General features: G+C 70.5%; 18 protein-coding genes and 2 tRNA genes. 14 read left to right on the forward strand and 6 right to left on the reverse strand.

Annotation, left to right across the window (positions count from 1 at the left end; translation table 11 throughout):
• The first annotated feature begins 133 nt into the window (after positions 1–133).
• The 8 genes from DEJ13_RS07215 to DEJ13_RS07250 all read left to right on the forward strand — a co-directional run bounded on the left by DEJ13_RS07215 (position 134) and on the right by DEJ13_RS07250 (position 8,493).
• A complete protein-coding gene (locus tag DEJ13_RS07215; protein ID WP_111107463.1) occupies positions 134–1,768 on the forward strand; it encodes an ABC transporter substrate-binding protein in 1,635 nt (544 codons plus the stop codon).
• A gap of 72 nt (positions 1,769–1,840) precedes the next feature.
• The gene (locus DEJ13_RS07220) at positions 1,841–2,932 is read left to right on the forward strand and encodes an ABC transporter permease (RefSeq protein ID WP_111107462.1); all 1,092 of its coding nucleotides are present in this window, start codon (positions 1,841–1,843) and stop codon (positions 2,930–2,932) included.
• A 2-nt stretch (positions 2,933–2,934) separates the two neighbouring features.
• The gene (locus DEJ13_RS07225) at positions 2,935–3,933 is read left to right on the forward strand and encodes an ABC transporter permease (RefSeq protein ID WP_056125327.1); all 999 of its coding nucleotides are present in this window, start codon (positions 2,935–2,937) and stop codon (positions 3,931–3,933) included.
• Complete coding sequence (locus DEJ13_RS07230; RefSeq protein ID WP_111107461.1) at positions 3,930–5,615, forward strand: ABC transporter ATP-binding protein; 1,686 nt, start codon at positions 3,930–3,932, stop codon at positions 5,613–5,615. Before DEJ13_RS07225 ends, DEJ13_RS07230 begins: the two co-directional genes overlap by 4 nt.
• A 168-nt stretch (positions 5,616–5,783) precedes the next feature.
• Positions 5,784–6,728 (forward strand): ATP-binding cassette domain-containing protein, encoded by a 945-nt coding sequence (locus DEJ13_RS07235; RefSeq protein ID WP_056125324.1) that lies wholly within the window; start codon positions 5,784–5,786, stop codon positions 6,726–6,728.
• Positions 6,725–7,735, forward strand: a complete 1,011-nt coding sequence (locus DEJ13_RS07240) for a D-isomer specific 2-hydroxyacid dehydrogenase family protein (protein ID WP_258374141.1) — start codon at positions 6,725–6,727, stop codon at positions 7,733–7,735. Before DEJ13_RS07235 ends, DEJ13_RS07240 begins: the two co-directional genes overlap by 4 nt.
• 103 nt (positions 7,736–7,838) lie before the next feature.
• Positions 7,839–7,911, forward strand: a tRNA-Asn gene (locus DEJ13_RS07245).
• A 93-nt stretch (positions 7,912–8,004) separates the two neighbouring features.
• Positions 8,005–8,493 (forward strand): hypothetical protein, encoded by a 489-nt coding sequence (locus DEJ13_RS07250; RefSeq protein WP_146245272.1) that lies wholly within the window; start codon positions 8,005–8,007, stop codon positions 8,491–8,493.
• Positions 8,494–8,548: 55 nt separating this feature from the next.
• On the opposite strand, the gene def is transcribed toward DEJ13_RS07250, so the two are convergent.
• Complete coding sequence (def, locus tag DEJ13_RS07255; protein WP_056125320.1) at positions 8,549–9,124, reverse strand: peptide deformylase; 576 nt, start codon at positions 9,122–9,124, stop codon at positions 8,549–8,551.
• A gap of 39 nt (positions 9,125–9,163) precedes the next feature.
• On the opposite strand from def, the gene DEJ13_RS07260 reads away from it, so the two are divergent.
• The 6 genes from DEJ13_RS07260 to DEJ13_RS07285 all read left to right on the forward strand — a co-directional run bounded on the left by DEJ13_RS07260 (position 9,164) and on the right by DEJ13_RS07285 (position 14,283).
• Positions 9,164–10,081 (forward strand): DMT family protein, encoded by a 918-nt coding sequence (locus tag DEJ13_RS07260; protein WP_181437083.1) that lies wholly within the window; start codon positions 9,164–9,166, stop codon positions 10,079–10,081.
• A 169-nt stretch (positions 10,082–10,250) separates the two neighbouring features.
• Positions 10,251–11,453 (forward strand): glycosyltransferase, encoded by a 1,203-nt coding sequence (locus tag DEJ13_RS07265; protein ID WP_056125317.1) that lies wholly within the window; start codon positions 10,251–10,253, stop codon positions 11,451–11,453.
• A gap of 12 nt (positions 11,454–11,465) precedes the next feature.
• Positions 11,466–11,540, forward strand: a tRNA-Ile gene (locus DEJ13_RS07270).
• A 57-nt stretch (positions 11,541–11,597) separates the two neighbouring features.
• On the forward strand, positions 11,598–12,785 hold the full coding sequence (locus DEJ13_RS07275) for an AI-2E family transporter (RefSeq protein WP_258374140.1): 1,188 nt from the start codon (positions 11,598–11,600) through the stop codon (positions 12,783–12,785).
• Positions 12,782–13,597 carry a DUF1684 domain-containing protein gene (locus DEJ13_RS07280; RefSeq protein ID WP_111107460.1) on the forward strand — a complete coding sequence of 272 codons (816 nt, stop codon included), beginning with the start codon at positions 12,782–12,784 and terminating at the stop codon, positions 13,595–13,597. Before DEJ13_RS07275 ends, DEJ13_RS07280 begins: the two co-directional genes overlap by 4 nt.
• A gap of 185 nt (positions 13,598–13,782) precedes the next feature.
• Complete coding sequence (locus tag DEJ13_RS07285) at positions 13,783–14,283, forward strand: DUF3145 domain-containing protein (RefSeq protein ID WP_082518210.1); 501 nt, start codon at positions 13,783–13,785, stop codon at positions 14,281–14,283.
• 213 nt (positions 14,284–14,496) lie between these two features.
• On the opposite strand, the gene DEJ13_RS07290 is transcribed toward DEJ13_RS07285, so the two are convergent.
• The 5 genes from DEJ13_RS07290 to DEJ13_RS07310 all read right to left on the reverse strand — a co-directional run bounded on the left by DEJ13_RS07290 (position 14,497) and on the right by DEJ13_RS07310 (position 19,499).
• Positions 14,497–15,741: a beta-ketoacyl-[acyl-carrier-protein] synthase family protein gene (locus DEJ13_RS07290; protein WP_111107459.1), complete on the reverse strand. Its 1,245-nt coding sequence runs from the start codon at positions 15,739–15,741 to the stop codon at positions 14,497–14,499.
• A gap of 93 nt (positions 15,742–15,834) precedes the next feature.
• The gene (locus DEJ13_RS07295; RefSeq protein ID WP_056125310.1) at positions 15,835–16,083 is read right to left on the reverse strand and encodes an acyl carrier protein; all 249 of its coding nucleotides are present in this window, start codon (positions 16,081–16,083) and stop codon (positions 15,835–15,837) included.
• 105 nt (positions 16,084–16,188) lie between these two features.
• Positions 16,189–17,175 carry a beta-ketoacyl-ACP synthase III gene (locus DEJ13_RS07300; protein ID WP_111107479.1) on the reverse strand — a complete coding sequence of 329 codons (987 nt, stop codon included), beginning with the start codon at positions 17,173–17,175 and terminating at the stop codon, positions 16,189–16,191.
• Between the two features lie 71 nt (positions 17,176–17,246).
• Positions 17,247–18,194 carry an ACP S-malonyltransferase gene (locus DEJ13_RS07305; RefSeq protein WP_111107458.1) on the reverse strand — a complete coding sequence of 316 codons (948 nt, stop codon included), beginning with the start codon at positions 18,192–18,194 and terminating at the stop codon, positions 17,247–17,249.
• A gap of 78 nt (positions 18,195–18,272) precedes the next feature.
• Complete coding sequence (locus DEJ13_RS07310) at positions 18,273–19,499, reverse strand: PucR family transcriptional regulator (RefSeq protein ID WP_056125306.1); 1,227 nt, start codon at positions 19,497–19,499, stop codon at positions 18,273–18,275.

A 19,499-nucleotide genomic window follows, 5' to 3' on the forward strand; every position in this document is an offset into this window, starting at 1 on the left:
GGTGTAACAGAATCGCCCCCGGTGGAAGAAGTTCCGTGGCAGGGTGTCTCTCAATGAGTGTCCCTGGTCGGTCACACAGTCGAACCACCCTCCGTCCAGGGTCCCTGCAACCACCACCAGAGAGGCATCGGACATGGCATCCGTGTTCACGAACCACCGCGCCACGTGGGGCAAGCGCGCCCTCGCGCTCGGCGCCGGAGCAGCAGCGACGGCGCTGGTGCTGACCGGCTGCGCGGGCGGCGGCAGCGGCGGCTCCGGCGACCTGAACGGCCTGATCATCGGCACGACCGACAAGATCACGTCGCTCGACCCGGCGGGCTCGTACGACAACGGCTCGTTCGCCGTCCAGAACCAGGTGTTCCCGTTCCTGATGAACACCCCGACGGGCAGCCCCGACGTCAAGCCGGACATCGCCACGAAGGGCGAGTTCACCGACCCCACGACGTACGAGGTCACGCTCAAGAAGGGCCTCGAGTTCGCCAACGGCAACAAGCTGACCTCGAGCGACGTCAAGTTCTCGTTCAACCGCGAGATCAAGATCAACAACCCGAACGGCCCGCAGTCGCTGCTCGCGAACCTCAAGAGCATCGACACGCCGAACGCCACGACGGTCGTCTTCCACCTCGACCACGCGGACCAGACCTGGCCGCAGGTGCTGTCCAGCCCGGCCGGCCCGATCGTCGACGAGGACGTCTTCTCGGCGAGCAAGCTCACGAGCGCCGACGACATCGTCAAGGGCAACGCGTTCGCCGGCCAGTACGTGATCAAGTCCTACAAGGAGAACGACCTGATCTCCTACGAGGCGAACGACAAGTACGACGGCGTGCTCGACAAGGCGAAGACCAAGGACGTCACCGCCCAGTACTTCACCAAGGAGACCGACCTGAAGCTGGCCGTGCAGAAGGGCGACGTCGACGTGGCGTACCGCTCGTTGACGCCGACCGACATCACCTCGCTCCGCAAGGACAGCAAGCTCCAGGTCATCGACGGCCCCGGCGGCGAGATCCGCTACGTGGTCTTCAACTTCAAGACCCAGCCCTTCGGCACCGGGCAGAGCGACGCCGACGAGGCGAAGGCCCTGGCCGTCCGCCAGGCCGTCGCCGACGTCGTCGACCGGAGCGCCCTGGCGAAGGAGGTCTACAACGACACCTACTCGCCCGTGTACTCGATGGTGCCGGACGGGCTGACGGGTGCCGCGACGCCGTTCAAGTCGATGTACGGCGACGGCAGCGGCGCACCGGACGTCGACAAGGCGAAGCAGACCCTGTCGGACGCCGGTGTCGACGGCAAGATCGAGCTCAACATCCAGTACGCACCGGACCACTACGGTTCGGCGTCCGATGACGAGTACGCGCTGCTGAAGTCGCAGCTCGAGGCCTCGGGTCTGTTCACCGTGAACATCCAGTCGACGGTCTACACGACCTACGCCACGGAGCGCACGAAGGACGCCTACCCGGAGTACCAGCTCGGCTGGTTCCCGGACTTCTCGGACGCGGACAACTACCTGTCGCCGTTCTTCACGAAGGACAACTTCGTGCAGAACCACTACGACGACCCGACGATCCAGAAGCTGATCGCCGACGAGCAGGAAGAGTCCGACAAGTCCAAGCGCGCGGACATCATCGAGCAGGCGCAGGAGCGTCAGGCGTCGCAGATCTCGACGCTGCCGCTGCTGCAGGGCAAGTCGGTCGCGGTGGCCGGCAAGGACGTCAAGGGCGTCGAGCTCGACGCGTCGTTCAAGTTCCGCTACGGGACCATCACCAAGTAACCCGGCGACGGGCAGGGGGCGCTCCCACGAGGAGCGCCCCCTGCTCGTGTCACTGGAAAGGCACCCCACCCCGTGACCCTCACGAACTCCGCTGGCGTCGACACGGAGCCCACCAAGCCACCGGCACAGCGACGTGCCAGCGGCGGCGGGCTCGGTCGCTACATCGTCGTCCGCTTCCTGCTCATCTTCCCGACCGTCTTCATCCTGGTGACGCTCGTGTTCTTCCTGATGCGCGTCATCGGGAACCCGATCACCGCGAGCGTCGGCGGACGCCTCACCCCCTCGCAGCTGCAGGAACGTCTGCACGCCGCCGGCTACGACCGCCCGGTGATCGTCCAGTACCTGGAGTACCTCGGCCAGATCGTCCGCGGCGACTTCGGCTCGTCGGTGACCGACAACCGTCCGATCACCGAGATCATCCTGCAGTACGGCGGCGCGACGGCCGAGCTGGTGTTCTACGCGCTTGTCGTGGCCCTCGTGCTCGGCATCCCGCTCGGCATGCTCGCCGCGTACCTGCGCGACAAGTGGCCGGACGTGCTGCTCCGCGCGCTCGCGATCCTGACCTACGCGACCCCCGTGTTCTTCGGTGGCCTGCTGCTGAAGCTCGTGTTCTCGGTGTGGCTCGACTGGCTGCCGCTCGGCGACCGGGCGTCGACCCGCGCGCAGCTCGTCCTCGACCGGATCGACAACCCCACCGGCGTGTACATCATCGACGCGATCCGGACCGGCAACGGGCAGATCATCGGCGACGTCCTGTCGCACGCGGTGCTGCCGGCGCTGACCCTCGGTCTGCTCACCGCCGGGATCTTCCTGCGGCTCGTGCGCGCGAACATGATCGGGTCGCTCGGCTCGGAGTACGTCGACGCGGCCCGCTCGCGCGGCGTCCGTGAGTCGCGGCTGGTCCGGACGCACGCCTTCCGACCCGCCCTGGTGCCGATCATCACGGTGATGGGCCTGCAGATCGCGATGCTGCTGGGTGGCTCGGTCCTGACGGAGACCACCTTCGGCTGGCGCGGGCTCGGCTTCGAGCTGAACCAGTACCTGTCCGCCCGTGACTTCGTCGCGGTGCAGGGCATCGTCGCTATGCTCGCGGTCATCGTGGCCGTCACCAACTTCGTGGTGGACGTCGTCGCCGCGCTGATCGACCCGAGAGTGAGGTTCTGACGATGTCCGACATCACCCTCGTCGACCGCCACGAGCCGCTGTGGAAGCGGCTCCCCGTCGTCGTCCAGCTCCGCAAGAGCACCGGATGGCAGCGCGCGATGCTCATCGTCGGCGTCGTCATCTGCGCCGTGTACCTGCTCGTCGCCGTGTTCGCACCGCTCATCGCCCCGTACGGCTTCGGCCAGCTGCAGGGCACCGACGGGCAGAGCTTCCCCCGCACGGGCGCCCCGAGCGCCGAGCACATCTGGGGCACCACGGTCGGTGGCTTCGACGTGTTCAGCCGCGTCGTGTTCGGCACCAGGACCGCCGTGCTCGTCGTCATCGTCGCCGTCGTCGTCTCGATCATCATCGGCGTCCTGCTCGGGATGGTCTCCGGCTACCTGGGCGGCTGGCTCGACCGGGTCCTGGTCGTGGTGGCCGACGCCGTGTTCGCGTTCCCCTCGCTGCTGCTCGCGATCGTCGTGTCGATCGTGATCTCCGGCGGCAACTCGAGCTACCAGGGTGGCATCCTCGCGGCGGCGATCTCGATCACCGTGGTCTACGTGCCGCAGTACTTCCGCGTCGTCCGCGCCGAGGCCGTCCGCCTGAAGAACGACGCCTTCGTCGAGTCGGCGCGCGTGATCGGTTCGAACCCGTGGCGCATCATGACGCGCCACGTGCTCCGGAACTCGACGCGGTCGCTGCCGCTCATCCTGACGCTCAACGCGAGCGACGCGATCCTGACCCTGGCGGGCCTCGGCTTCCTCGGGTTCGGCATCGGCCCGACCGCCGGCGCGGAGTGGGGGTACGACCTCAGCCGTGCCCTGTCCGACGTCGCGTCCGGCGTCTGGTGGACCGGCGTCTACCCGGGTGTCGCGATCGTGGTCCTGGTCCTCGGGGTCACGTTCATCGGCGAGAGCCTCAACGACATCTCCGATCCCCGCCTGCGTGCGCGTCGGCGGCTGAAGCAGCTGGTCTCCACGCGCGACAAGGCGACCACCGCGGAAGGGGCAGCAGCATGACCGGCACCGACACGGAACCCCAGGGCGACCCGGTCGTCGTCGTCGACGACCTGACGGTCACCTTCGCGACCGACGGGGGCGCCGTCGACGCGGTCAAGGGCGTGAGCATCGACGTCCGGCCCGGCGAGGTCCTGGCGCTGGTCGGCGAGTCCGGTTCGGGCAAGTCGGTGACGGCCAGGAGCATGCTCCGGCTGATGCCCGAGACCGCGACGCTCGGCGGCGCGGTGCTGCTCGACGGCACCGACGTGGTGTCGGTCGGGTCGCAGAAGCTCCGCGAGCTGCGCGGCACCGCCGGCGCGATGGTGTTCCAGGAGCCCTCGACCGCGCTCAACCCGGTCTTCACGGTCGGGTGGCAGATCGCCGAGGGCCTGCGGGCGCACGGCGGCGTGTCGAAGAAGGACGCCCGCGCCACGGCGATCGAGTACCTGCGCCGGGTCGGCATCCCGGACCCGGAGGACCGGGTGGACCACTACCCGCACCAGTTCTCCGGCGGGCAGAAGCAGCGCGTCGTCATCGCGAGCGCGCTCGCCCTCGAACCGAGCGTGATCATCGCGGACGAGCCGACGACCGCCCTCGACGTGACCGTGCAGGCCGAGATCCTCGACCTGCTGCGCCGGTGCCGGGACGAGTTCGGCGCGGCGATCGTGATCATCACCCACAACATGGGCGTGGTCGCCGACCTGGCCGACCGCGTGGCCGTGATGTACCAGGGCGAGATCGTCGAAGAGGCCCCGGTCGCCGAGCTGTTCGGCAACCCGCAGGCCGACTACACCAAGCGCCTGCTGGCCGCGGTCCCGCGTCTCGAGGCGAGCACCGGCGTCGCCCGGCGCGCCATCATCGCGGAGGACGTCGAGCCGGTCGTCCAGGCGACGGCGCTCGAGATCGAGTACCCCGGCCGGCTCGGCAGCGCGGCGTTCCGCGCGGTCAAGGGCGTGGACCTGGCCATCCGACCCGGCGAGGTCCTGGGACTCGTGGGGGAGTCCGGTTCCGGCAAGACGACCATCGGCCGGGCGATGGCGGGGCTGACGAAGGTCACCGGCGGCTCGCTCCGGGTGCTCGGGCAGGAGATGCTCGGCTACCGCGAGCGGGACTTCAAGCGGCTGCGCAAGGACATCGGGTTCGTGTTCCAGGACCCGGCGACGTCGTTCAACCCGCTGCTGACGATCGCCGAGTGCGTCGCCGAGCCGCTCATCGTGCACGGTGTCGCGTCGTCCCCGCGTGCGGCTCGCAAGCAGGTCGACGAGCTCATGGAGGCCGTGCAGCTCCCCGCCGCGTACGGCGACCGGTACCCGCACGAGCTCTCCGGCGGGCAGCGACAGCGTGCGTCGCTCGCCCGGTCGCTCGCGCTGCGGCCGAAGCTGCTCATCGCCGACGAGCCGACGAGCGCGCTCGACGTCTCGGTGCAGGCCCGCGTGCTCGAGCTCTTCCTCGAGCTGCAGCAGGACTTCGGGTTCGCGTCGCTGTTCATCAGCCACGACCTCGCCGTCGTCGGAGCGCTCTCCGACCGGATCGCGGTCCTGTACCGCGGCGACCTGGTCGAGACGGGCACCACCGCCCAGGTGCTCGGCGCGCCGCAGCATCCGTACACGCAGCGCCTGCTGGCGTCGCTGCCGGTGCCCGACCCCGTCGAGCAGGCCGAGCGACGGCGTACGCTTGAGCGACTGGAGCAGGCCGGAGCCTGACCCACCTGCTCCCTGCAGGAACGGGTCCGGACCGACCTCCCTGGAGGCCGCACCCGCGTTGACGACGCGGGGCGCGCCTCCAGGCAGGCAGCTCCGGTGCACGACGTCCGTCGCGCGGACCGATGCGGTCCGCGCTGCGCCGCCAGGGGGCGGCGCGGAAGGGGTTCCATGATCGGGCTGAACGACCCGACCGTCGTCGCGGACGACGTCTCCATCGAGTACCGGGTCCCCGGGTCCCGGCCGATCCGAGCCGTCGGTGGCGTGAGCCTGACCGTGCGGAGCGGCGAGATCCTGGCGGTCCTGGGTGAGTCCGGCTCGGGGAAGTCGAGCTTCGCCGCCGCGGTCGCCGGGCAGCTCGGAGCGCGCGGCGAGGGCGAGGGTGCGCACCGACGGCACATCGTCGGCGGGGAACTCACCGTCCTCGGCCAGCCGATGCGCGGACTGCGGGCCTCGTCCCGCCGGCTCGCGCGCCTGACCGGTCGGATCGGCTACCTGTCCCAGGACGCCGCCGACCGCCTCAGCCCCGACCTCACGGTGGGCGAGGCCATCGCCGAGCCGATCTACGCCCGCGACCGCCGGTTCGACCGGAAAGAGGCCGGCCTGATCGTCGCCCGGTTGGTCGACGCGGTGCACCTGCCGCTCGGGGTGATGCGGCTCAACACGTGGGAACTCTCGAGCGGACAGCGGCAACGCGTCGCCCTGGCCCAGGCACTCGTCCTCGAACCGGAGCTGCTCGTGGCCGACGAGCCCGCTCGTGGCGTGGACGTGCTGGTGCGCCAGGCCGTGCTCGAGGCCCTGGCCGGACTCCAGCGCAACCGGCAGTTCTCGGCGGTCGTCGTGTCGAGCGACCTGCGCGAGGCCCGTGCCCTCGCCGACCGCGTCGCCGTCATGAGCGAGGGCCGCCTGGTCGGGCTCGGCACGTTCGACGAGGTGCTCGACAGCCCCGTCGACCCCTACGTGCGGACCCTCGCGGCGACCGCCGCGCGCCCCGTCAAGCGTCCCGCCGGTGCCCAGGCGGCTCCGCGCCGGTCCGCGGCGCCGTCCGCTGCAGCAGCATCGTCCCCCGCGGCCGCCGGCACCGGCGCCCGTGCACCCCGACAGGAGAACGCGTGACCGACACCGACGTCCAGCCCCGCGGCCACCGAGCCGTCGTCACCGACGCCGGAGCGCCGCTGCCCGTGGCCCCGCCGGCCCCGGGTCCGATCGCGATCCTGCCGACGCCGACCGACCTGCACGTGTCGGCCGTCACCGGCGCCGGCGGCACCGTCGCCGCACTGGACGGTGACACCCGTGGCATCGTCTGGCTCGACCCGCGTGACCCGTCCGGCCTGCAGGACGCCCTCGACGCCGCACCCGCGGTCTCCTGGGTGCAGCTGCCGTTCGCCGGGGTCGACGCCTTCGCGGACCTGATCGGCGCGCACGGCGACACCGTGCTGTTCACGTCGGCCAAGGGCGCCTACGCCGAACCCGTCGCTGAGCACGCGCTGGCCCTGACCCTCGCGACGCTGCGGGTGCTGCCAGCCCGGGCCCGTGCCTCGTCGTGGGCGACCGAGCCGGAGGGCGTGTCGCTGTACGGCCGCCGCGTCGTCGTCATCGGCGCCGGTGGCATCGCACTCGAGTACCTGCGACTGCTCGCGCCCTTCGACGTGGACGTGACGGTCGTCCGGCGCTCGTCGTCCCCGGTGGAGGGCGCGGCGCGCACCGTGACCACCGACCAGCTCGACACTGTGCTGCCGGACGCCGACGTCGTGATGATCGCCGCCGCCATGACCTCGGGCACCGCGAAGCTGCTCGGTGCCCACCAGTTCTCGATCATGAAGCCCTCGGCACGACTCGTGAACATCGCCCGTGGGGGCCTGGTCGACACGGATGCCCTCGTCGAGGCCCTGCGCACGGGGGAGATCGCCGGCGCCGGGGTCGACGTCACCGACCCGGAACCCCTGCCCGACGGGCACCCGCTGTGGGACACGCCCGGGGCGGTCATCACGCCGCACCAGGCAGACACGCCGGAGATGGTGGAGCCGCTGCTCGCCGAGCGGGTGCGGGTGAACGTGACCGCGTTCCTCGGCGGTGCGGGCGAGGGCTTCGTCGGCGTGGTCGACCCGGTCGCGGGGTACTGACCGGCGGCACGCCCGGGGTGCACGTCCGATGCGCGGGCACGGGCGCATCTCCTGCTATGCTCGTGTGCGTTGTCCAGGCCGGTTCGTCCGGAACGGCAGCTGATCCTCGATAGCTCAATTGGCAGAGCAGCCGGCTGTTAACCGGCAGGTTGTTGGTTCGAGTCCAACTCGGGGAGCGTCAGGCCCTCACCGTCCGCGGTGGGGGCCTCTTCGTTTCTGTCGATGATGTTCCCGGCTGGGTCCCCGGTCGAACCTGTTAGCGTTCACAGGTGCCCGTCCTCCGTCGATCCGCCGCCGCAGTGCTCTGCGTTGCGGTGGTCGCCCTCCTGGTCGGCTGCACCGCGGGCGCCGAGTCCGAGCCGGACGAGTCGGTCGACAGCGCAGCCTCCACCGAGGTGACGCCGTCGGGGACGTCGCCGATCGTGTTCGCGTTCGTGTGTGACTCCGGGGACGCCGAACGGACCGAGACCTACACGACGTACTCCGCCGTGTGGCAGGACGACCGCACGGGGTGCCGCGCCGAGCGCATCACCGGCACGGAGATGTCCGCGCAGCAGCAGGCCGCGGTCGAGGCCACCGACGGAGCCGCGACGCTCGAGGAACTGGCGACGACCTGCGCCCGCACCACGGGAGCACCATGGTCGACCGACGTCGGCGACTCGGACGCCGCGCACGTCGCCGACGGCCTCGTGCTCTACTGCCCCGGCCATCCCGCCATGCGACACCTGCGGGACGCGTTGGCGGCCTACCGGGGCTGAGCCGGGCCTCCAGTCCGTGCCGGCTCCGGGCTGGTTGCGGTCTGCCTGCGGGCGTTCAGCCCTCGGGGTGGTCGCGGCCGGGAAGCCACGACTGACCGGGTCCGCCCCAGCTGTGCTTCTTGACGGCCTTCTGGACCTGCTTGGCGTACGGGTGGACGAGTCGGTCGGCGTAGAGCAGCCCGTCGAGGTGGTCGTACTCGTGCTGGAAGACCCGCGCGAGCCACCCGTGTGCCTCGATCTCGAAGGGGGCACCGTGCTCGTCGACGGCCCGGAGCAGCGCGCCCTCGGAGCGTCGGAGCGGGAAGCGAAGCCCCGGGATCGAGAGACAGCCCTCGGACTCCTCGTCCTCGTCGAGCTCCTCCACCGACTCGGGTTCCGGGGGAGTGATCCACAGGACCGGATTGATCGCCACGCCGCGCCACTGCACCTCGGCATCATCGACGAATGAGTACACGAACAGCCGCTTGCCGACACCCACCTGCGGCCCGGCCAGTCCCACGCCTGGCGCCAGGTCCATCGTCTCGAACATGTCCGCGACCAGCGCGCGCAGTTCGTCGTCGAAGGCGGTGACCTCGGTCGCGGGGTCGTGCAGGACGGGTTCACCGGTGATCCGGATCGGGAGGACGGCCATTCACCCAGGTTATCCGGCCGTGTCGGCTAGCCTCGACGCGTGACGCCGGACCTCCAGCTGCCTGCGGCAGTGAGCAACCTGACGCCGTTCCAGGCGCTGATGATCCCGGTCGCCCTCGTCGGAGCGGTGTTCCTGTCCCTGGGGGCGCAGTTCCAGTCGCGCGGGGTCAAGCGCGTCGAGGCGAAGCTCGGCAAGCAGTCGAAGGGGCTGAGCATCGGGCACGTCATGGCCCTGCTCGGCAGCGGCTACTGGGTGCTCGGCACGCTCATGCTCGGGATCGCCGTGGTCCTGCAGCTGATCAGCATCACGTTCGCACCGCTGATCGTGGTGCAGCCCCTCGGTGCGGTGGCGCTCGTGATCACCACGTGGTTCTCGTCCCGCTCGTCGGGCATCCCGCTCGGGCAGCCGGCGCGCCGCGCGGTGTGGACCTGCATCATCGGCGTCGGCATCTTCGTCGCGATCGCGGCGTTCGTCGGGCACGAGAGCGCGATCACCCAACCCCAGCTGATCACGGTGCTGCTGATCCTGGCCGTGGTGCTCGCCCTGGTGCTCGTGTCCTTCCGTGTCGTGGCCAAGCACAAGAGCGCGCTGTACTACATCGTCGGGGCCGGCATCCTCTACGGGTTCGTCGCGACGCTCGCCAAGGTGACGCTCAACCGCTTCGTGAACCACACGTTCGACTGGGTGACCGTCCTGGCCATCGTGGGGGTCGTCGTCGCGGCGGGCCTCGGCGGGTACTTCGTGCAGAACGCGTACTCCACCGGGTCTGCGGACCTGGTGATCGCGGGGCTGACCGTGGTCGACCCCATCGTGGCGGTGGGCATCGGCGTGATCGTGCTCGGTGAGGCCACCGGTGCGCCGGTGATCGCCGTTCTCGGGTTCGTCGTCGCTGCGGCGATCGCCGTCACGGGCGTGTTCCTGCTCGCCAAGCACCACCCCGAGGCTGCGCGCCGGTAGGCGTGCCGGCGGCGCTGCCGTGCTGCCGCCTATCGGTCCGGGCGCATGTCAGCCGCGCGGCGGACGTGCCCACCGATCGGCGTACGGTAGCGTTTCACACCCAGACCAGCCCGGTACCAGCGCCAGCGACGGGTACCGGACGAAGGCCCAGGAGAGGACGACGCCCGCCGTGTCAGGAGACGCCACCCCCGCCCCGCTCGACCACCCCACGGAGCACCGGCCGCTGCGGGTGCTCATGGCCGCCGACACGTTCGCCCCGGACGTCAACGGTGCCGCGACCTTCACCGAACAGCTCGCCGTCGGACTCATCGAGCGCGGCCACGAGGTCCACGTGATCGCGCCGGCCGCCAACCGCCACCACGGCACCTACGACGAGGAACTGCACGGGGTCAACCTGGTCGTGCACCGCCTGCCCTCGTACAAGTGGCCGCTGCACGCGTGGCTCCGGTTCGCATGGCCCTGGACGGTCCGCAAGCACGTCGCGCCGATCATCGACGCGTTCAAGCCCGACGTCGTGCACATCCAGTCGCACATCATCGTCGGTCGGGGCGTCGCCCGCGAGGCGCACGACCGCGGGATCCGCATCATCGCGACGAACCACTTCATGCCGGAGAACCTGCTCGAGTACACGCCGTTCGGCCGGTTCACGCTGCCGATCGCGCTGAAGATCGCGTGGAACGACGCCGCGCACACCTACCGGCTCGCGGACGTCATCTCCACGCCGACCAACCTGGCGGCCGACTACCTCCGCAAGGCGATCGCCGGACAGCGCGTGCTCGCGATCTCGTGCGGCATCGACGCCTCGCGGTACCTCGCGCGTGAGGGCCGTCCGGCCACCAACGACATCACCTTCGTCGGGCGGATCGCGCCGGAGAAGAACCTCGACGTGCTCTTCCGCGCGCTCCCGCTGCTGCCGTCCGAACTCCGCGCGACGATCACCATCGTCGGCGACGGCGAGATGATCCCGAAGCTCACCGCCCTGGCGAAGGAACTCGGCATCGAGGACCGCGTCACGTTCCTCGGGTTCGTCTCGGACGAGGTCAAGTACCGCGCGCTGACGAACTCGACGGTGTTCGCGATGCCGTCCACCGCCGAACTCCAGAGCATCTCGTCGCTCGAGGCGATGGCATCCGGTCTCCCCGTCGTGGCCGCCGACTCGATGGCGCTGCCGCACCTGATCGACGGCAACGGGTACCTCTTCGAGCCGGGCAGCGAGCGTGACCTCGCTGACAAGCTCACGATGGTGCTCACCGCCTCCGACGAGGAGTACACAGCCATGCGTGCACGGAGCCTCGCGATGATCGAGGCACACGACATCAACCGCACGCTCACGACGTTCGAGGCGCTGTATCGTGGTGAACCGGTGGCCTAGGCCTGCCGACGAGGGGCGGTAGCCAAGCTGGTCAAGGCAGTCTGCTCATAACGGAACGATTCGCGGGTTCGAGTCCCGCCCGCCCCACGTAGTCGTGACCCAGCGCGGGTTCGAGAAGTTCCTGACGCTGGCCCGCTCCACGTCGTGACCCAGCGCGGGTCCGAGAAGACCCGAAAGGCCGGCGCGCCCCACGTGCACTTCCGCAAGAACAAGAGCCACGGCCCTGACGTGGTCGACAGCCAAGGCCCCACCCCGAACGTGACGTTCGAGGCCTCCAAGGGATCCACCGGCGTACGCGTGAACGCCTTCCGCATCGGGTTCATGGGCGGCATCGGTGTGCTCGTCGCCCTGCTGGCGGGTTCCCTGATCGGCCAGCTCTCGACCGTCCTGGTCTACATCGGCGTCGCCCTGTTCATCGCGCTCGGCCTCGACCCGCTGGTGACGTTCCTCGAGCGCTACATCCCGCGCTGGCTCGCCATCCTCGCGGTGGTGATCACGGTGCTGGCCGCGTTCGCCGGGGTCGTGTTCGCCGTGGTGCCGATCCTGATCGCCCAGGCGACGAACCTGGTGCAGAACTTCCCGGACATCGTCGAGAACGTCTCCCAGCTGGAGTGGGTGCAGGACCTCTCGAAGCAGTTCGCCGGCTCGTTCGACGTCGACCACGCGCTGCAGTCGGTGCAGTCCTTCGTCGAGGACCCGGGCAACCTCCTCAGTCTCGGCGGCGGGATCCTCGCGGTGGGGAGCGGCATCCTGTCGGGCCTCACGGGAGCGCTCATCGTCCTCATCCTGATGCTCTACTTCCTCGCGTCGATGCGGGGGATGAAGCGCATGATGTACCGCTTCGTCCCGGCGTCGCGTCGGCAGAACTACATCGCCGTGAGCGAAGAAGTGACCTCGTCGGTCGGCCGGTACGTCGTCGGACAGATCAGCCAGGCCGGCATCAACGGGGTCCTCAGCCTGGTCTTCCTGCTCATCATCGGCGCCCCGTTGCCGGTGCTGCTGGCCACCTTCGCGTTCATGGGCTCGCTCATCCCGCTCGTGGGCACCATCGGTGCCGCGATCGTCATCTCGCTCCTGTGCCTGTTCGCGTCCCCGGCCACGGCCCTCGCCGCGGCGATCTACTACCTGGTGTACATGCAGGTCGAGTCGTACGTGATCTCCCCGCGCATCATGTCCCGCGCGGTCCAGGTCCCCGGTGCGCTCGTCGTGATCGCGGCCGTCGCCGGGGCCACGATCGGCGGGGTGCTCGGTGCGCTCGTCGCGGTCCCGGTCGCCGCATCGGTGATCATCATCGTGCAGAAGGTCATCTACCCCCGGCAGGAACAGGCGTGACCGAGCTCGACGACGCAGCGGCGGCACGTGAGCGCTGGGTGCGCAGTCCGCGTGGGCCGCTCGCGCTGGTCAACGCACAGCGGGTCGACCAGCCCCAGGTGGTGTGGCCCGTGCCCGGTCAGTGGGCCCCCGCCACGGGCGGACTGACCGTGACCGCTGGTGCCGAGGACGGGGTCGTCGTCGACGGGGTGCCGGTCGACGGCACCGTCCTGGTCGCGGGGGACGACGCCGTGGTCGCCTCCGTCGTCGCGTTCCCCGACGGGCGCGCCGGCACCGTCGCGGCGACCGGCGGCGGACACACCCTGCGTGTCTGGGATCCCGCCGCCGACGCGATCACCCGCTTCGCGCGCATCGACCGGTTCCCCGCGTCCGACGGGTTCGTCACCACTGGCCGGTTCGTCCCGGTCTCCGACCACGCGGCACCCGGTCACGTCCTCGACGCCGCCGGCGAACCGCTCGTGGTCGCCGGCACGGTCACCACGAGCATCGGCGGGCAGACGGCGGAGCTCGTCGCGGTGCGGTCGGCGCCGTACCGCGGGACGCAGCGACTCCAGCTGATCGTTCAGGACGGCACGAGTGCGCTGCCGGAGAGCGACCCCGGCAGTGCCTACTCGATGGGTCGGTTCCTGTTCCTCGACGACCCCGGCGTCGCCGCCGAGGTCGAGCTCGACTGGAACCGGTTGGTACTGCCGCCGTGCGCGTTCTCGTACCAGTACGCCTGCCCGATCCCACCGCCGTCGAACCGGATGAGCGCGCCGATCGCGGCGGGGGAGCGGCACCCGCTCGACATCGACGGGGCTGTCTTCCACTGATCGCAGGCACGGCCTTGCCGTTCCCAGCGGCCACGCTGCATAATGGGCGTGTCCGACAGGACGTCACAATCGCATATCGATGGTTCCGGGCCGCTCTCGAGCGCTGATCACGGATCCTCCAGCACTGGCCGATGGGCCTCCTGCACAGGTCGATGGGGAAGTCGCACCTGATGATCGGAGGAACCATGACCGGGACTGCGTCGGGAGTGCTCTACGTGCACTCCTCCCCTCGCGCGCTCTGCCCCCACGTTGAATGGGCAGCAGGTCGCGCGATGAGTCGCGCCGTGAACTTCTCATGGCTCGACCAGCCCGCTCAGGACGGCGCCCGTCGCACCGAGTACACGTGGACCGGCGCGATCGGCACCGGAGCGGCCATCGCATCTGCGCTGCGCGGGTGGGAGCACCTGCGCTACGAGGTCACCGAGGAACCCACGGCGGCTTCGGACGGCGGCCGGTGGATGCACACGCCCGACCTCGGCGTCTTCTACGCGCAGACCGACGTCACCGGCAACATGGTCATCCCCGAGGACCGCGTGCGGTACGCCATGGAGGTCGCCGGCAGCAACGCACTCGAACTGCACCGCGAACTGCGGCTGGCGCTCGGGCAGGCCTGGGACGACGAGCTCGAGCCGTTCCGTCACGCCGCCGAGGGCAACCCCGTCGTCTGGCTCCACCGCGTCGGCTGACCCGCCGCGACCGCGCCCAGCGCGCCCCCGATCACACGAGACGCCGCCGAACACGGCGGCGTCTCGTGTGTCTCACTGCTCCGCACGACCGGGCCGAGGCGATGCCGGGAAGCCGCGCCGCAGTGTCTCCTCAGATCGCACGGCGAAACGGACACGGCACCCCGCGATCGCGAGGTGCCGTGTCCGTTCCGCGGTGCCGTGCGCCGCGTCGATCTAGGCCGAGCGGAACGCGACGACCGCGTTGTGGCCACCGAAGCCGAACGAGTTGCTCAGCGCGACCAGGTCGCCCTCGGCCAGCTCGCGCGGTGCAGTCGCGACGTCCATGACGATCTCGGGGTCCTGCTGCGTGAGGTTGATCGTCGGCGGGGCGACCCGTTCGTGCAGCGCCAGGACCGTGAACACGGCTTCGAGCGCACCCGCACCACCGAGCAGGTGCCCGGTCGAGGCCTTGGTGGCCGACACGACGACGGAGTCGAGGTGGTCTCCGAAGACCCGGCGCATCGCGTGGTACTCGGCGATGTCCCCGACCGGGGTCGACGTGGCGTGCGCGTTGACGTGCACGATGTCCTCACGCGTGGCACCGGCGTGCTCGAGCGCCATGAGGACGGCGCGGGCGGCCGCGCTGCCCTCGGGGTCGGGCGCCGTGATGTGGAACGCGTCCGAGGTGATGCCGGCGCCGGCGACCTCGGCGTAGATCTTCGCGCCGCGGGCCTCGGCGTGCTCCTTCGTCTCGAGGATCAGCGCCGCGGCACCGTCGGCGAGCACGAAGCCGTCACGCGTGACGTCGTACGGACGCGATGCGGTCTCGGGGGAGTCGTTGCGACGCGAGAGCGCCTGCATCGCTGCGAACGACGCGAGCGGCATCGGGTGCAGTGCAGCCTCGGCACCACCGGCGATGACGATGTCGGCGTCGCCGGTCGCGACGTGCCGGTAGGCCTCGGCCAGGGACTCGGTGGAGGACGCGCAGGCGGAGAGGTAGGTCCGGGCGCCACCGCGGGCACCGAACTCCATCTCGATGGCCGCTGCCGGCCCGTTCGCCATCAGCATGGGGACCGTCATCGGCAGGACGCGCCGCGGGCCGCGCTCGCGCAGGGTGTCCCACGCGTCGAGCAGGGTGTTGACCCCGCCGATGCCCGTGGCCCAGTCGACGATCAGCCGTTCGGGGACGACGGTCGTGTTGTCGATGCCGGCGTCGGCCCAGGCTTCGCGCGCGGCGATCAGCGAGAGCTGCGACGAGGGGTCGAGCCGCTTGGTCTCGGGGCGGGTGAGCTGGTCGGTGATCCAGTGGCGCGCCTGGCCGGCGAACTCGACGGGGAGTTCGAGCTCGGCGAAGCGCGGGTCCTCGATCCTGGTGATGCCGGACTTGCCCGCGAGCAGGGCGTCCCAGGTCTCCGAGGCGGTCGCGGCAAGGGGGGAGATCGCACCGATCCCGGTGACGACGACGGTCTTGTTGGTCATGGAACGACTGGTTTCTGCTGAGGTGGACATGGCGAGCGCCGCAGCCCGTGACCGGAGAGGTCGAGTCGGACCACGGCGCTCAGGAAGTTCGTGTCAGGCCTGGGCCTTGACGATGAAGTCGACGGCGTCACCGACGGTCTTGAGGTTCTTGACCTCTTCGTCGGGGATCTTGACGTCGAACTTCTCTTCGGCGTTGACGACGATGGTCATCATCGAGATGGAGTCGATGTCGAGGTCGTCCGTGAACGACTTGTCGGCCTGTACCGTGTCGGTCGCGATGCCGGTCTCGTCGTTGATCAGCTCGGCCAGGCCGGCGAGGACTTCTTCGTTGGACAGGGCCATGATGGTGTCTCCTTGAGGGGGGTGTCGTTTGACCGTGGACCAGCCTAGGGCACGGGGTGGACCCGCGCCCGCCGCCGGGCGGGACTGTGGGAAGTGGCGGCCGTCCTAGGGCAGGACGACCACCTGCGCGCCGAACACGAGTCCGGCGCCGAACCCGATCTGCAGGGCGAGGCCGCCCGACAGGTCGGGGTGCTCCTCGAGCAGGCGGTGCGTCGCGAGCGGGATGCTCGCGGCCGAGGTGTTGCCCGTCGTCGTGATGTCGCGGGCGATCATCACGGACTCCGGGATGCCGAGCTGCTTGGCGAACTCGTCGATGATGCGGATGTTCGCCTGGTGCGGCACGAAGGCGGCGAGCTGGTCGGGGCGGACGCCGGCGGCGTCGAGTGCTTCGCGTGCGACCTTGACCATCTCCCAGACGGCCCAGCGGAACACGGTCTGCCCCGCCTGTCGCATCGTCGGGCGGGGAGCGCCGGCCGCCCACTCGTTGTAGGTCGCCGTCATGCCGATCGCGTCCCACTTGGAACCGTCGGACCCCCACATGGTCGGACCGATGCCGGGGAAGTCGCTCGGCCCGACGATCGCCGCGCCGGCACCGTCACCGAGCAGGAACGAGATGGACCGGTCGGTCGGGTCGACGACGTCGCTGAGCTTCTCGGCGCCGACGACCAGCACGTGGTCGGCGATGCCGGACTTGACGAACGAGTCCGCCTGGGCGATGCCGTACGCGTACCCGGCGCACGCGGCGCTGATGTCGTAAGCGGCGGCCGGCGTGGCCCCGATGCGCTCGGCGAGCAGCGACGCCATCGACGGGGTGGCCACGGTGTGCGTCACGGTGCTGACGAGCACGACGCCGATCTGCTCGGGTGTGATGCCGGCCTTCGCGATCGCCTCGAGCGCAGCAGCCTCGGCCAGGTCGACGGCCTCGACGTCCGCGCCGGCACGCTTGCGCGTGACGATGCCGGTGCGCTGGCGGATCCACTCGTCGGACGAGTCGATCGGCCCGATCAGGTCGTCGTTCGGGACCGTGCGCTCACCGCGCGCGGCGCCGAAGCCCAGGATGCGGCTGAACTCGTGCCCGCGGCGCTGCGCCAGGACCGGTCGGCCCGCGGTGGTCGCGTCGGCCTGGAGGCCCGTCGTCCGGTCGTCGGTGTTGCTTGCGTCCGTCACGCGGTCACCTCGGTCTTCTCCGCGCCCTGGGCGCTCTGCAGCAGTTCGATCGCGGCCGGCAGGTCTTCGGGGGACTTGATCGCGACGGTGGGCGTGCCGCGCAGGCCGCGCTTCGCGAGTCCGACGAGGGCACCGGCCGGTGCGAGTTCGATGATCCCGGTGACGCCGGCCTGCGCGAACGAGGCCATCACGGCATCCCAGTGCACGGGGCTGGCGATCTGGCGCACCATGAGCTCGACGAAGTGCCGGCCGTCGTCCACGCGGGACCCGTCGGCGTTGGTCCAGATGGGGAGCGTCGGATCGGTGACGGTCGTCGCGGCTGCGACGGGCGCGACCCGGTCGACCGCGGATGCCATGAACCGGGTGTGGAACGCACCGGCGACGGCGAGCGGCACCACGCGCGCCTTGGCGGGCGGATCGGCCGCCAGGGCGGCGATCGCGTCCGCGGTGCCGGCGACGACGGTCTGCCCGCCTCCGTTGTGGTTCGCGGGGACCAGCCCGTGCGCGTCGAGCGCCTGCGCGAGCGTGTCCGGGTCACCGCCGAGGACCGCGGCCATCGACGTCGGCTCGAGTGCCGCGGCATCGGCCATCGCACGACCGCGCTCGGCGACCAGCGCGACGGCGTCCGTCGGCTGCAGCACACCGGCGACGGCTGCGGCGGTGAACTCGCCGACCGAGTGTCCGGCGACACCGCCGACCAGGGCGCGGCGACCGTCGGCGAGCAGTGCGTCGGCGGTGATGATGCCTGCCGCGACGATGAGGGGCTGTGCGAGCGCCGTGTCCTTGATCGTGTCCGCGTCGGACTCGGTGCCGTGCAGGGCGAGGTCGACGCCGATCGCCTCGGACCACTCCCCGACGCGGTCACGGACGGCGGTGTCCTCGAGCCAGGGGGCGAGGAAACCGGGGGTCTGGGAGCCCTGTCCGGGCGCGACGACGACGATCACCGGACAATCCTGTCTGGGTTGGGGAGCGGCACCCGTGTGGACACCCGACACAGATCGGGGTGCGACATTGTGGGACCCCTACCGGCGGACCGGGCGGCGACGGCCCGACGCCGACTCGGACATGGCCCCGAGGATCAGCGCCGACTGCACGATCAGGGCGTCGCGGGCGTGCGTGGCGTCCCACCCGATGATGTCGGCGACGCGGCGCAGTCGGTACCGAACGGTGTTCGGGTGCACGAAGAGCTCCCGCGCCGTGGCCTCGAGCGAGCGCCCGGTGTCCAGGTAGCACCAGAGCGTCTGCAGGAGTTCGGTGGACTGGTCCTTCAGCGGCACGTAGATGCGTTGCACCAGAGCGGACCTGGCGAGCGGGTCACCGGCGAGTGCACGCTCAGGCAGCAGGTCGTCAGCCAGCGCGGGGCGGGGTGCGCCGCGCCAGGCCCGCGCGACCGCGAAGCCGGCCAGTGCGGCCTTCGCCGAGGTGGATGCATCCACCACCCCCGGGACCTCGTTGCCGAGGACCAGGTGCCCCTCGCCGAACAACGGCTCGAGGGACTGCGCGATGGCCATGAACGAGACCGGCTCCTCGCCGTCGGGCACGTCGTCGCGCGGGGTCGCGCGACCGATGACCACGACGAGTCGGGAGCCCTGCACCCCGATCAGCACGTCGGCGTCCATGTGCCGGGCCGTGCGGCGGACCTGGTCCACCTCGAGCTGCTTCGGCGCGGTCCCGACGAGCACCGCGACCTCGCCGTGCCCGTGCCAGCCGAGGGCGGCGATGCGGGACGGCAGTTCGTCGTCGTACTCTCCGGACAGGATCGAGTCGACCACCAGTGCTTCGAGTCGCGCGTCCCAGAGCCCACGGGCCTCGGCCGCGCGGGCGTACACGTCGGCAGCGGCGAAGGCGATGTCGCGGGAGTACTTGAGGATCGCCTCCTGCAGCATCTCGTCGTCGGCTGCGCGTTCCTCGACGACGGTCACCACGACGCGGATGAGCTGCAGGGTCTGCTGCAGGCTCACCGAGCGCAGCAGTTCGCGCGGTGCCGATCCGAAGACGTCGGCAGCTGCGATCCACGGGGTTGACGCACTGCCCTCGAGCCATGAGATGAACGACGTGATGCCGGCCTGCGCCACCATGCCGACGGCGGACCGGCGGCCGGGTGGCATCTCGCTGTACCAGGGGAGCGTGTCCTCGAGCCGCTTGATGGTGGCGGTCGAGAGTTCGCCCGACACCTGCCGGAGCCAGGAGAGCGCACGTTCTCGGTCGCTCTGCTGGCCCCCGGCAGGGTCGGTGCGGGGTGTCGTCAC

Origin of the sequence: Curtobacterium sp. MCLR17_007, assembly GCF_003234655.2 — a bacterium.
Classification (GTDB): domain Bacteria; phylum Actinomycetota; class Actinomycetes; order Actinomycetales; family Microbacteriaceae; genus Curtobacterium.